Origin of the sequence: Pseudomonas sp. NPDC086278 (genome assembly GCF_050280905.1) — a bacterium.
In the GTDB taxonomy this organism is placed as follows: Bacteria; Pseudomonadota; Gammaproteobacteria; order Pseudomonadales; family Pseudomonadaceae; genus Aquipseudomonas.
In genome coordinates this window covers 1-12,336 of the sequence record NZ_JBNNWE010000135.1, presented here as the reverse complement: position 1 = coordinate 12,336, position 12,336 = coordinate 1, and the positions used below count along the sequence as shown (strand labels likewise).

General features: G+C 59.9%; 11 protein-coding genes and 1 pseudogene. 4 read left to right on the top strand and 8 right to left on the bottom strand.

Annotation, left to right across the window (positions count from 1 at the left end; genetic code table 11):
* The 5 genes from cysW to dibA form a co-directional block, all read right to left on the bottom strand.
* The coding region (gene cysW / locus ACQKP4_RS26840; RefSeq protein WP_427636990.1) for a sulfate ABC transporter permease subunit CysW at positions 1-817 on the bottom strand (817 nt) is incomplete at its 3' end.
* Between the two features lie 13 nt (positions 818-830).
* Positions 831-1,649 (bottom strand): sulfate ABC transporter permease subunit CysT, encoded by an 819-nt coding sequence (gene cysT, locus ACQKP4_RS26835; RefSeq protein ID WP_427636989.1) that lies wholly within the window; start codon positions 1,647-1,649, stop codon positions 831-833.
* A 175-nt stretch (positions 1,650-1,824) separates the two neighbouring features.
* Entirely contained in the window at positions 1,825-2,838 is a 1,014-nt protein-coding gene (locus ACQKP4_RS26830; protein WP_427636987.1) for a sulfate ABC transporter substrate-binding protein, read from the bottom strand.
* A gap of 69 nt (positions 2,839-2,907) precedes the next feature.
* The gene (gene oscA, locus ACQKP4_RS26825; protein ID WP_007945260.1) at positions 2,908-3,090 is read right to left on the bottom strand and encodes a sulfur starvation response protein OscA; all 183 of its coding nucleotides are present in this window, start codon (positions 3,088-3,090) and stop codon (positions 2,908-2,910) included.
* Between the two features lie 194 nt (positions 3,091-3,284).
* On the bottom strand, positions 3,285-5,204 hold the full coding sequence (gene dibA / locus ACQKP4_RS26820) for a phosphodiesterase DibA (RefSeq protein ID WP_427636986.1): 1,920 nt from the start codon (positions 5,202-5,204) through the stop codon (positions 3,285-3,287).
* Positions 5,205-5,351: 147 nt separating this feature from the next.
* Here dibA and desA point away from each other — a divergent pair, with 147 nt between their 5' ends.
* Complete coding sequence (desA, locus tag ACQKP4_RS26815) at positions 5,352-6,536, top strand: delta-9 fatty acid desaturase DesA (RefSeq protein ID WP_427636985.1); 1,185 nt, start codon at positions 5,352-5,354, stop codon at positions 6,534-6,536.
* 149 nt (positions 6,537-6,685) lie between these two features.
* The gene (locus ACQKP4_RS26810) at positions 6,686-7,675 is read left to right on the top strand and encodes a GGDEF domain-containing protein (RefSeq protein WP_427636984.1); all 990 of its coding nucleotides are present in this window, start codon (positions 6,686-6,688) and stop codon (positions 7,673-7,675) included.
* Positions 7,676-7,811: 136 nt separating this feature from the next.
* Here ACQKP4_RS26810 and ACQKP4_RS26805 read toward each other — a convergent pair whose 3' ends face one another.
* The 3 genes and pseudogenes from ACQKP4_RS26805 to ACQKP4_RS26795 all read right to left on the bottom strand — a co-directional run.
* The gene (locus ACQKP4_RS26805; RefSeq protein ID WP_427636982.1) at positions 7,812-9,026 is read right to left on the bottom strand and encodes an HDOD domain-containing protein; all 1,215 of its coding nucleotides are present in this window, start codon (positions 9,024-9,026) and stop codon (positions 7,812-7,814) included.
* 148 nt (positions 9,027-9,174) lie between these two features.
* Positions 9,175-10,452: a 4-aminobutyrate--2-oxoglutarate transaminase gene (gene gabT, locus ACQKP4_RS26800; RefSeq protein WP_427636980.1), complete on the bottom strand. Its 1,278-nt coding sequence runs from the start codon at positions 10,450-10,452 to the stop codon at positions 9,175-9,177.
* Positions 10,453-10,637: 185 nt separating this feature from the next.
* A pseudogene (locus ACQKP4_RS26795) lies at positions 10,638-10,871 on the bottom strand (aldehyde dehydrogenase family protein); the annotation flags it as partial.
* A 54-nt stretch (positions 10,872-10,925) separates the two neighbouring features.
* Between ACQKP4_RS26795 and dnaN the strand changes: the two are divergent.
* Together dnaN and ACQKP4_RS26785 are read left to right on the top strand one after the other, a co-directional pair.
* Entirely contained in the window at positions 10,926-12,029 is a 1,104-nt protein-coding gene (gene dnaN, locus ACQKP4_RS26790; protein WP_427636978.1) for a DNA polymerase III subunit beta, read from the top strand.
* A 20-nt stretch (positions 12,030-12,049) separates the two neighbouring features.
* A partial coding sequence (locus tag ACQKP4_RS26785) for an AAA family ATPase (RefSeq protein ID WP_427636976.1) occupies positions 12,050-12,336 on the top strand: 287 nt, incomplete at its 3' end.

Genomic DNA, 12,336 nt, shown 5'->3' with positions numbered 1-12,336 from the left:
GACGGTGATGTTTTCCGAAGTCACCGAAGTGCGTGACGCCATTTACCTGCTGACCTCGCGTGCCGAAACTGAGGCCGTGGCGCAGGAACTGGTGCAGCGGCAAGGTGTTGGTCACCCCGCGAATGTGCCCGGAAACCACCGACACCGCCCCGAACTCGCCCATCGCCCGCGCGGTACACAGCACCACGCCGTAGATCAGGCCCCATTTGATATTGGGCACGGTGACGTGCCAGAACATCTGCCAGCCATTGGCGCCCAGCAGGCGCGCGGCCTCTTCTTCCTGCGTGCCTTGTTCCTGCATCAGCGGGATCAGTTCACGCGCCACGAACGGCACGGTGACGAAGATCGTCGCCAGCACGATGCCCGGCAAGGCGAAGACGATCTGGATGTCGTGATCCTGTAGCCAGGGCCCGAAGAACCCTTGGGCGCCGAACATCAGCACGTAGACCAGACCGGCAATCACCGGCGACACCGAGAACGGCAAGTCGATCAGCGTGACCAGCATGCTTTTGCCACGGAACGAGTACTTGCTCACGCACCAGGCGGCACTGACGCCAAATACCACGTTCAGTGGCACTGAAATCAGCACGGCAATCAGCGTGAGTTTCAGCGCGGAAAGCGCGTCCGGCTCAAAGATCGCGGTGAAGAACGCGCCCAGGCCGTTTTTCAGGCCCTGGGACACCACGATAAACAGCGGCAACAGCAAAAACAGCGCAAAGACTAGCCAGCACAGGCCGATCAGGATTCGCCGCGAGGTGGCACTGCCACGGCGGGCGGCGTTGGCCGAGGAAGCGGCGCTAATAGACGATTGGGACATGGTTCGCGCCTCCTTATGGGGTTTCGATGCGGCGTTGCAGCAAGTTGATCAGCAGCAACAGAACGAAGGAAACCACCAGCATCAGTACACCAATGGACGTGGCGCCGGTGTAATCGTACTGGTCCAGTTTGACCATGATCAGCAGCGGCAGGATCTCGGTTTTCATCGGCATGTTGCCGGCGATGAAAATCACCGATCCGTACTCGCCGACCCCGCGGGCAAAGGCCAGCGCGAAACCGGTCAACCAGGCCGGGAGCAATGCGGGCACCAGAATGTAGCGGAAGACCTGCAAAGGTCTTGCACCGAGGCACGCCGCTGCTTCTTCGACTTCACGCGGAATATCGGCCAATACCGGCTGTACGGTACGTACTACGAATGGAAGCGTCACAAACGTCAGCGCAAGTGTGATGCCGAGGGGGGTATAGGCGATCTTGAAACCCAGGTCCGCTGCAAATTGCCCCACCAAACCGGCAGGGGTGTACAACGCGGTCAGTGCAATACCGGCCACGGCGGTGGGCAGTGCGAAGGGCAAGTCGATCATCGCGTCGATGATCTTGCGACCGGGGAAGGTATAGCGCACCAGCACCCAGGCGAGCAGCGTGCCGATGATGCCGTTGATGATCGCGGCATACAGCGCGGTGCCGAAGCTCAGCTTCAACGCCGCCAGCACCCGTGGCGCCGAGATAATTGCCCAGAACTGATCCCAGGTGAGTTGAGCGGCATGGACGAACATCGCCGCCAGCGGGATAAGCACAATCAAGCTGAGGTACACCAAGGTGTAGCCCAGCGTCAGCCCGAAGCCGGGTATGACGGGGGAGATACGACGCGACATAAAAGTCCTTGGTTAAAAATCGATCCGCTAAACGCACTCATGTGGGAGCAGGCTTGCTCGCGAAAGCGGCGTGTCAGTCAACATTGTTATCGACTGACACTCCGTCTTCGCGAGCAAGCCCGCTCCCACATGTCATGCGCCTGAGCATAAGGGCCGTAGTGTGGCTTCAGTCAGATTACTGCGCTTGGTAAATCTGGTCGAACACGCCACCGTCATTGAAGAATTTCGGTTGCGCGGTTTTCCAGCCCCCGAAGTCCTTGTCGATGGTCACCAGGTCCAGTTTCGGGAACTGATTGGCGTACTTGGCGGCGACGTCCTTGTCACGTGGACGATAGAAGTTTTTCGCTGCAATTTCCTGACCGGCCGGGCTGTACAGGTGCTTGAGGTACGCCTCGGCGATCTGCTCGTTGCCCTTTTTCTCGGCGTTCTTGTCGACCACGGCCACTGGAGGCTCGGCGAGGATCGACAGCGACGGCACGACGATGTCGAACTTGTCCGCGCCGCCGTCTTCTTTCAGCGCCAGGAACGCTTCGTTTTCCCAGGCCAGCAGCACGTCACCCTGACCGTTGTTGACGAAGGTGATGGTCGAACCGCGAGCACCGGTGTCCAGCACAGGCACGTGCTTGAACAGGGTTTGTACGTATTCTTTGGCTTTGGCTTCGTCACCGCCGTTGGCTTTCAGGCCGTAGGCCCATGCCGCCAGGAAGTTCCAGCGCGCACCGCCGGAGGTTTTCGGGTTTGGCGTGATCACCGACACGTCATTCTTGACCAGGTCACCCCAATCCTTGATGCCTTTCGGGTTGCCCTTGCGCACCAGGAACACGATGGTCGAGGTGTACGGCGTGCTCGCATCCGGAAGGCGCTTCTGCCAATCGGCGGGCAGGGTCTTGCCGAGCTTGGCGATTTCATCGATGTCACCGGCCAGGGCCAGGGTCACCACGTCGGCGCGCAGGCCGTCGATCACCGCACGGCCCTGCTTGCCCGAACCGCCGTGGGATTGCTGGATTTTCACGTTGTCGCCAGCGTGGTCTTTCTGCCAGAACTTGATGAATTCAGCGTTGTAATCCTGGTACAGCTCACGCGTCGGGTCGTACGAAACGTTAAGCAGCTCGTAATCCTTGGCAACCGCGGAACCAGCAAAAAGGGCACTGGCCAGGGCGGCCAAAGCGAAATGGCGAATCGACGACATGGTGAAAGCTCCTGGAATTCTGATTGTGTTGGCTTTTTTTATGGTGTGCTGGACGCGGTTTGCCGTTGCTTAGCTCGGTTTGTTGCTCGGGTTCTGCAAACGGAATTTTTCTTTGCGCTCGATCTGGACGACCTGGGCGTTGTGCACGGTGATCTCTACAGCGCCGAAGCGCAGGTCGCGCAGTGCGCTCTGGATCTCACGCAAAATGGTGGCTTCGTCTTGACCGTCAACGCTACGCAGGGATGCGCTCATGGTGCTGCTCCTTCGACTGAGAGGTTGCCTGGCAGTGTCGGCACTGCTTGCGGCGTGAGAGCAATAGTAGAGAGACGCGGATATTCTTAAAAAGACTATTTAAGAATGTTTATATAACCAGAAAATATTATCTGAGGGGACGCGGGGTTACGCGCATCTGGAGCATCGACGCGCCTCTGCCGGGGCGTAGGTGACTAATTGATTGCCGGGGCACTCATCCAATCCAACTGCTCGGCCGGCACCGGTCGGCCGAACCAGTAACCCTGCCCCAGATCACAATGCTGCTCGCGCAGAAAACCGGCCTGCTCGACCTGCTCGATCCCTTCGGCATGCACCTGCATGCCCATGCTTTGCGCCAGCGCGATGATCACTCGGACAATCGCCGCGTCGTCCTCGTCCCACGGCAATCCGGCAACGAATCCTTGATCGATCTTGAGTTTCTGCACCGGCAAGCGCTTGAGCCGCAGCAATGACGAATACCCCGTGCCGAAGTCATCGATGGCCAGCTTGACGCCGAGTTCACGCAGACGGTGCATCTGCTCCAGCGCCACTTCCGGGTCTTCCATCACCGCGCTTTCGGTGACTTCCAACTCCAGAAATGCCGGCTCCAGCCCGGTGTCGTGCAGTGCTTGCGCGACCTGTTGATACAGCTCACGACGCGCAAACAAGCGGGACGAGATATTCACCGCGACGAACGACAGCGACACCCCTTCGGCTTGCCACTGGCACATCTGCCGACACGCCTGCTGCATCACCCAGGCATCGATCTCGGCAATCAATCCCGTGCGCTCGGCGATGGGGATGAACTCTGCCGGCGACACCAGCCCGCGCTGGGGATGCTCCCAGCGCACCAGCGCCTCGACGCCGATCAGGCCACTGGACTTGAGGTCGTGGACCGGTTGGTAGTACACCCGCAACTCGTGCTGCTCCAGCGCGCGGCGCAGTTCGAAAGCGATTTCGACACGTTGCTGCGCATGGGCGGTCAACTCCTCGGTGTACAGCGCGTAGCCGTCGCGGCCGGCGCTTTTAGCCTTGGACAGTGCCGAGTCGGCGTTGCGCAACAGTTGCTCGGCACTCAGCGCATCACTGGGAAACAGGCTGATGCCGACGCTGCCATTGATAAACAGCCGATGCCCGTCGATCGGGAACGGCTCCTTCAACTCATCGAGAATGCTTTGCGCCAGCGCCGCTGCCTGCACCAGTTGCGGACAACTTTCGGCGAGTACCGCGAATTCGTCACCGCCCAGGCGCGCCAAGGTGATGCCAGGCCCGAACAGCCCCTGCAACCGCCCCGCCACCGCTTTGAGCAGTTGATCACCGACGTTATGGCCGAGGCTGTCGTTGATCATCTTGAAGTGATCCAGATCGATCATCAGCAACGCGCAACCGCGCTTGTGGATCTGCGCCGACGCCAGCGCCTGCTTCGCACGATCGGTAAACAACAGGCGATTGGGCAGATCGGTCAATGGATCGTGGTGCGCGAGGTGCGTCAGTTCGTGCTCGGAGTTCTTGATGGCGCTGATATCGGAAAACACCGCCACGTAATGACTGAGCTGCCCGTGATCGTCATGAATGCGGCGGATGGTCTGCCACTGCGGGTAGATTTCACCGCTTTTGCGTCGGTTCCAGATCTCCCCGCTCCATTCGCCGGTGCTGTCGAGCGTGGCAAACATTGCCTGATAGAACTGCGGCGGATGGTGCCCGGACTTGAACAGGTTCGGCCGCTGCCCCAGCACCTCGTCAGTCTGGTAGCCCGTAATTTCCATAAACGCCCGGTTCACATGGACGATCAGCCCTTCGCGGTCGGTGACCAGCACACCCTCGCGGGTGCAATCGAACACGGCGGCGGCCTGGCGCAAGCGCTCCCGGTCTTCGCTGCGCTCACGCAGCCTCGCGCCGATACCAAGACAACCGAACAGGCGTGCCCGAGCGATAAAGATCAAACCAGCGCTGAGCACCACCCACGCATAACCGCTGATCAGTTGCCACCGTAGAAGGTCAGCGGAATCATCGAAGAAACTGTTCAATAAATAACCACTGAACTGTAACCAGACACCAGAAAGCACCAGGTAGAGCAGCGCTGCACGCAAAGCATCGCGATATGTGGCAGACATTCGGCGGTCCATGTCCCTACAAATAGCTGGGGATTATAGTTAAAGGAAACATCCAGCCACTCTTATCTGAAAGGGCGACTGGTTTTATCTGTGAGCTTAGTGATAATGCAACGGCTGTTTTTTTCTTTATCGAGGGCCCTATAGCCTATGTGGTACGAAGGTTTTCTCGGCTTGTCGCCCTGGTCACTGGTGGCAGTCACCCTGCTGATGACCCACGTCACTATCGTTGGCGTCACAGTCTATCTGCATCGTTATTCAGCCCATCGCTCGCTTGAGCTCAATGCCGGCCTGAAACATTTCTTCCGCTTCTGGCTGTGGCTGACCACGGCGCAGAACACCCGCGAGTGGACCGCTATCCACCGCAAGCATCACGCCAAATGCGAAACCGTCGATGACCCGCACAGTCCGGTCATCAAGGGCTTGTCCACCGTTCTGCGCACCGGTGCCGAGCTGTACCGCGCCGAAGCGGAAAACCCGGAAACCCTGCGCATCTACGGCAAGAACTGCCCCGAAGACTGGATCGAACGCAACCTCTACAGCCGTTTCCCGCTGTTGGGCGTGGCGATCATGGGCGTCATCGACCTGCTGCTGTTCGGCACCATCGGCATCACCATCTGGGCCATCCAGATGATGTGGATTCCGGTGTGGGCCGCAGGCGTGGTCAATGGCCTGGGTCATGCCATCGGCTATCGCAACTTCGAATGCCGTGACGCCGCCACCAATCTGGTGCCCTGGGGCATCCTGATCGGCGGTGAAGAACTGCACAACAACCATCACACCTACCCTAACTCGGCCAAATTGTCGGTGAAGAAGTGGGAGTTCGACCTGGGTTGGGCCTGGATCCAGGTCTTCAGTTTCTTCCGTCTGGCCAAGGTCCAGCGGGTTGCGCCAATCGCCCACCGTGTCGAAGGCAAAGGCAGCCTGGACATGGACACCGCGATGGCGATCCTCAACAATCGCTTCCAGATCATGGCCCAGTACCGCAAATTGGTGATCGCGCCGCTGGTCAAGCAAGAGCTGGAAAAGGTCGATCACTCGGTCCGCCACCAGTTCCACCGCGCCAAGCGCCTGCTGTCGCGGGAAACCAGCCTGCTGGACGAGAAACATCACCTGCGCATCCAGACCATGCTCGAGCACAGTCATGCGCTGAAGGTAATTTACGAGAAACGCCTGGCCTTGCAGCAGATCTGGGTCAAGACCAGCTCAAATGGTCATGACATGCTGGCTGCGATCAAGGATTGGGTACACGAAGCAGAAGCCAGCGGGATTCAATCCCTGCGCGACTTTGCCGACCAGTTGAAGACCTACTCCCTGCGCCCTGCCGCCGTCTGATGCCATTGATCGGTGCGCCCCGCTCGCGGGCGCACCCTTCGGAACTTAGCCTCAAATCCCCTATCTCAAAGACACTTCGCCCCCCCGGCGGGCTTCGTCGTCGCCGCTTTCGAACCTCAAGTGGCGCGTGTCCTTTGAGAGTTGTCCCGATGGTCGCAAAAAACCTGCACGACTCGCCCCTTGCGCAGTCTCAAGATACCGCTCAGACCTTGATGGCGCTGATCCATGCCCAAGGCGAAGTGGCGCGCCTGAGTGAGCGTGAGCAGTTGTTCAGCTCGCTGCTGGTGAGCGTCAATGCCGTGTTGTGGGCCTTCAATTGGGAAACCCGGCAAGTGCTCTACGTCAGCCCGGCCTATGAACGGATTTTCGGCCGTTCCGCCGGCAGCCTGCTGGCCGACTACAACGAATGGCGTGACAGCATTTACCCCGACGATCTGGACTATGCCGAGCGCAGCCTCGCCGAAGTACTGGTCAAAGGCGCGGTTGAAGACCGTGAGTACCGCATCATCGACGCCGACGGTCAGGTTCGCTGGCTTAGCGACAAATGCTTCATCAACCGTCAGGCCGAGCCCGGTCAACCGGTGATCATCGTCGGTATTGCCGAAGACATCACCGAGAAGAAGCGGATGGAAGCCGAGCTGCAACGCCTGGCGACCACCGACGTACTGACGCAAAGCAGCAATCGTCGGCACTTCTTCGAATGTGCTCAGCGCGAGTTTGCCCAGGCACGCACGCGAGGCGCGCCGCTGGCGTTCCTGCTGCTGGACATTGATGACTTCAAAGTGGTCAACGACTCCTACGGCCATCAGCAAGGTGACAACGTGCTGCAACGCATCGCTGAAAGCGGGCGCTCCGCACTGCGCCGCGGCGATGTATTCGGGCGGATCGGCGGCGAAGAATTTGCAGCGGTGTTCCCCGGCTGTGCGCCCGACATGGCCATGCAAGTCGCCGAGCGGCTGCAACGGCAGATTCAGCAATTGAGCTTCAGCCATGACGGCCAGACGTTCGGCATCACGGTCAGCCAGGGCCTGACCAACCTGACACCGGAGGACGAAAGCCTCGACAGCCTGTTCGCCCGGGCGGACGCGGCAATGTATGAAGCCAAGCGACAGGGCAAAGACCGCATCGTCGCTGGCTGAAATCGACATCAGACGCGATATAAAACCACTGTGGGAGCGGGCTTGCTCGCGAAAGCGGTGGATCAGTCGATATCAACTTTGGCTGGCACACCGCTTTCGCGAGCAAGCCCGCTCCCACAGGTTGTGTGTGTGAGGCTTACTTTTTGCGCAAACGCATCAATTCCGGCAAACCGATTTTCAGTAACCGCGCCGTCCGGCTTTTCGCCAATGCCTCTACGCCCTCATGCTCGGCCAGATGCGCCAACTGCGCAGCCATATTCATCACCAGCGCTTCGCGCGAATAAACCCCGCCACCGAGGTGATAGACCGCTGCAATCAGCTCGCGCAGTTCCAGCGGCAGGCGCCAGCGGGTTCGGAGCGCTGAACCGTAAGCCGCGCCGAACTCGGCGAGCGCATCACCGGTCTCTTCCCACTCGTCCAACTCGCCACCGGCCTGCTTCCACTCCTGCAGACACCGCAACAAAGCCAGATCGCCCAAACGATGCAGCATGCCCGCGCAATAACAGCGCTCCTGATCAAGGTCGAGCAAGCGCGCCAACGTGCGGGCGTATTCGGCGGTGTGCAGCGACAGGCCCCAATACCGCTCGGCGTAGTCCGCCAATAGCGGGTCACCGAGTCGGGCGCTGCGCTTGAGTGCCAGCCCCAGAATCAGGTTCATGCTTTGCCCGGAGCCAAGGCGTTGCAGCGCCTGAGACAAGGTTTGCACCGGATCGCCGAGGTGATGCGCCGCACTGTTGGCGGCGGCAATCAGCACAGCGGTGATCTGCGGGTCGGTACGGATTTCATCTTCCAGCCGCGACAGGTCGAGGCCACCGGGGTTGAGGCTGCGTTTGACCGCCACCTGCACGTCGGCCATCAACGGCGCACCGTCCGCCAGTTCGCGACGACGTTCCAGGTACACCGCCAGGGTCATGCCCGGCGCCAGCGTCGGCACTTCGCAGGACACCTCCTCACCGGCCGTCACCAGCAAATCCCGAAGACGCTGGGTCAGGCTTTCCATGTTCAGGGGTTTGGTCAGGTAGGCCGTAGGCGCCAGCGGCAACGCTTCACGCACGCTGGCACCGTCGTTGCGGCTGCTCATCAGAATGAACGGCAGCGGCGGGTTGCGGCGGCGTTGCCGCACGTTGCGCAACACATTCAAGCCATCGACACCGGGCAGCTCCCAGTCGACGATGGCCAGGTCATAAGGCGTTTCTGCAAGCATGTCCATCGCGCGCTGGCCATCGGCGCACAGGTCAAGCCGCGCGTCACAACGCACATTCAATAACACCTGCTTGAGCAGGTCCCGAGACCACGGGTCGGCCTCGGCAATCAACACTCTCGGCGCAGCGGGTAAATCAACGACAGTCATGCAGTACGCTCCCTCGTAATGCCTGAACCTTAGTCAACGCTGGCGGCTCGACACAGAAAAAATGCCCTTAATGTGTTTCAAGAGGCGAAAAAAAACCCGCCGAAGCGGGTTTTTTGTCGAACCGATCACATTCGATCAGCGCCCGGAATTACAGCTCCGAGAAGCACTCTTCGATGATCGCCAGGCCTTGGTCCAGTTGCTCGTCAGGCGAAGTCAGCGGTACCAGGACGCGCAGAACGTTGCCGTAAGTGCCGCAGGACAGCAGGATCAGGCCCTTGTCGCGCGCCTTGGCCACCACAGCGGCTACCGCTGGCGCGTTCGGCTTGTGGCTGTCGCCGTCGACGAACAGCTCGACTGCAATCATCGCGCCCAAGGCACGGACTTCACCGATCACCGGGTACTTGGCCTGGATGGCTTTGAGGCCAGTGACCAGACGCTCGCCGACGGCCTTGCAGCGGTCCAGCAGGTGTTCTTCTTCGAACACTTCCATCACGGCCAGGGCCGCGGCACAAGCGATCGGGCTACCGGCGTAAGTCCCGCCCAGGCCGCCTGGAGCAATGGCGTCCATGTATTCGGCCTTGCCGCACACACCGGCCAGCGGGAAGCCGCCAGCAATGGATTTGGCGAAGGTGGTCAGGTCGGCGGATACGCCCATCTGTTCCATGGCGAAGAACGTGCCGGTACGGCCAGCGCCAGTCTGCACTTCGTCAGCGATCAGCAGAATGCCGTGCTGGTCGCACAATTCACGCAGACGCTTCATGAACGCTTTAGGCGCGACGTAGAAACCGCCTTCGCCCTGCACCGGTTCGATGATGATGGCGGCGATATCACGCGGCTCGGCGTCGTTCTTGAAGATGCGCTCGATGCTGGCGATCGAATCGTCGACGCTCACACCGTGCAGTTCGTTCGGGTACAGCGCGCGGAAGATGCCGCCTGGCATCAGGCCCATGCCGGCCGAGTAAGGCACGACTTTACCGGTCAGGCCCAGGGTCATCATGGTGCGACCGTGGTAAGCGCCGGTGAACGCGATCACGCCGGCACGGCCAGTGGCGGCACGGGCGATCTTCACGGCGTTTTCAACGGCTTCGGAACCGGTAGTCACCAGCAGGGTTTTCTTGGCGAAATCACCTGGCACCTTGGCGTTGATTTTCTCGCAAAGCTCTACGTACGGTTCATACGCCAGCACCTGGAAGCAGGTGTGGGTCAGCTTGTTCAGTTGCTCGGTGACGGCAGCGATGATTTTCGGGTGCACGTGACCGGTGTTCAGCACGGCGATACCGCCGGCGAAGTCGATGAACTCGCGACCTTCAACGTCGGTCACGGTGGCGTTCTTCGCGGACTCGGCGAAGATCGGGTGAATTTGGCCAACACCGCGTGGTACAGCGGCTTCGCGGCGTTTCATCAGGGAAGCGTTAGTCTTGCTCATAAAGTCCTCATTCGCCGCTCATCGGGCGGCGTGGCTCAAGGAAAATGCGGCGGGGAGGCAACTACGGCAGCATGCGATGATCGACTGCCACAGCTTTCCCGGCCACAGAGAAAATTCCATTTGAAGCGCAAAAAGGGACAGCGCTCTCGTGCCCTTTCTGCTTGAAGCAAAACGCTTTGCCGGGCTTAGATGCCCAGGCAGAGGTATTTGATTTCCAGGTAATCTTCGATGCCGTACTTCGAGCCTTCACGGCCCAGACCCGATGCCTTGATGCCGCCGAACGGCGCGACTTCGTTGGAGATCAACCCGGTGTTGACGCCGACCATGCCGTATTCCAGGGCTTCAGCCACACGGAACACACGGCCCAGGTCACGGGCATAGAAGTACGACGCCAGACCGAACTCGGTGTCGTTGGACATACACTGACTACCTGATGAACACCAGCGCAGCTTATTAAGGCAAGGGACTAGACCATGCATTTCACCATTCAACGCGAAGCCCTGTTGAAACCCCTGCAACTGGTCGCAGGCGTCGTCGAGCGCCGACAGACCTTGCCGGTGCTCTCCAACGTGCTACTGGTTGTCGAAGGCCAGCAACTGTCGCTGACCGGTACCGACCTGGAAGTCGAGCTGGTCGGTCGTGTGCAACTTGAAGAGCCAGCCGATCCAGGTTCCATCACTGTGCCTGCGCGCAAGCTGATGGACATCTGCAAGAGCTTGCCGAACGACGCGCTGATCGACATCAAGGTCGACGAGCAAAAGCTGGTCGTCAAGGCTGGCCGCAGCCGGTTCACCTTGTCGACCCTGCCGTCGAACGATTTCCCGACTGTTGAAGAAGGCCCAGGCTCGCTGACGTGCAGCCTGGAGCAAAGCAAGTTGCGCCGTTTGATCGAACGCACCAGCTTCGCCATGGCGCAGCAGGACGTGCGTTACTACCTCAATGGCATGTTGCTGGAAGTTTCTGAAGGGATCATTCGCGCCGTGGCCACCGACGGTCACCGCTTGGCCATGTGTTCGATGCGGGCCGATATCGGTCAGCCGGATCGCCACCAGGTCATCGTGCCACGCAAAGGTATTCTTGAGTTGGCGCGCCTGCTGACCGAGCCTGATGGCATCGTCAGCATCGTTCTGGGCCAGCACCACATCCGCGCCACCACTGGCGAGTTCACCTTCACCTCTAAACTGGTTGACGGCAAATTCCCGGATTACGAGCGCGTCTTGCCCAAAGGTGGCGACAAGTTGGTACTCGGTGATCGCCAGGCCCTGCGTGAAGCGTTCAGCCGTACGGCGATTCTGTCCAACGAGAAGTACCGTGGCATCCGACTGCAACTGGCTAACGGCCAATTGAAGATCCAGGCGAATAACCCGGAGCAGGAAGAAGCCGAAGAAGAAGTGGGCGTTGAGTACAACGGCGGCAATCTGGAAATCGGCTTCAACGTTAGCTACTTGCTCGATGTGCTGGGTGTGATGACCACCGAGCAGGTTCGCCTGATCCTGTCCGACTCCAACAGCAGTGCGCTGGTGCAAGAGTCCGACAACGACGACTCGGCCTACGTTGTCATGCCGATGCGTCTGTAATCATGCTCAGCAGAAGCTAGATGTCCTTAAGTCGCGTCTCGGTCACCGCGGTGCGCAATCTGCACCCGGTGACCTTCTCCCCCTCCCCCCGAATCAACATTCTTTACGGCGCCAACGGCAGCGGCAAAACCAGTGTTCTGGAGGCCATTCACCTGCTGGGGCTTGCCCGTTCGTTTCGTAGCACCCGCCTATTGCCCGTGATTCAGTATGAGCCGCGACGGCCCGCAGATGGTGCCTTGGGTATAGGCGCGGCTGAAACGCACACCGGCAGCGGCCAGACGATCGATATTCGGCGTGTGCAGATGCG

Coding starts and splice junctions, on each gene's coding strand:
- cysT (WP_427636989.1), bottom strand. CDS start 1,649: ATGTCGCGTCGTATCTCCCCCGTCATACCCGGCTTCGGGCTGACGCTG.
- ACQKP4_RS26830 (WP_427636987.1), bottom strand. CDS start 2,838: ATGTCGTCGATTCGCCATTTCGCTTTGGCCGCCCTGGCCAGTGCCCTT.
- oscA (WP_007945260.1), bottom strand. CDS start 3,090: ATGAGCGCATCCCTGCGTAGCGTTGACGGTCAAGACGAAGCCACCATT.
- dibA (WP_427636986.1), bottom strand. CDS start 5,204: ATGTCTGCCACATATCGCGATGCTTTGCGTGCAGCGCTGCTCTACCTG.
- desA (WP_427636985.1), top strand. CDS start 5,352: ATGTGGTACGAAGGTTTTCTCGGCTTGTCGCCCTGGTCACTGGTGGCA.
- ACQKP4_RS26810 (WP_427636984.1), top strand. CDS start 6,686: ATGGTCGCAAAAAACCTGCACGACTCGCCCCTTGCGCAGTCTCAAGAT.
- ACQKP4_RS26805 (WP_427636982.1), bottom strand. CDS start 9,026: ATGACTGTCGTTGATTTACCCGCTGCGCCGAGAGTGTTGATTGCCGAG.
- gabT (WP_427636980.1), bottom strand. CDS start 10,452: ATGAGCAAGACTAACGCTTCCCTGATGAAACGCCGCGAAGCCGCTGTA.
- dnaN (WP_427636978.1), top strand. CDS start 10,926: ATGCATTTCACCATTCAACGCGAAGCCCTGTTGAAACCCCTGCAACTG.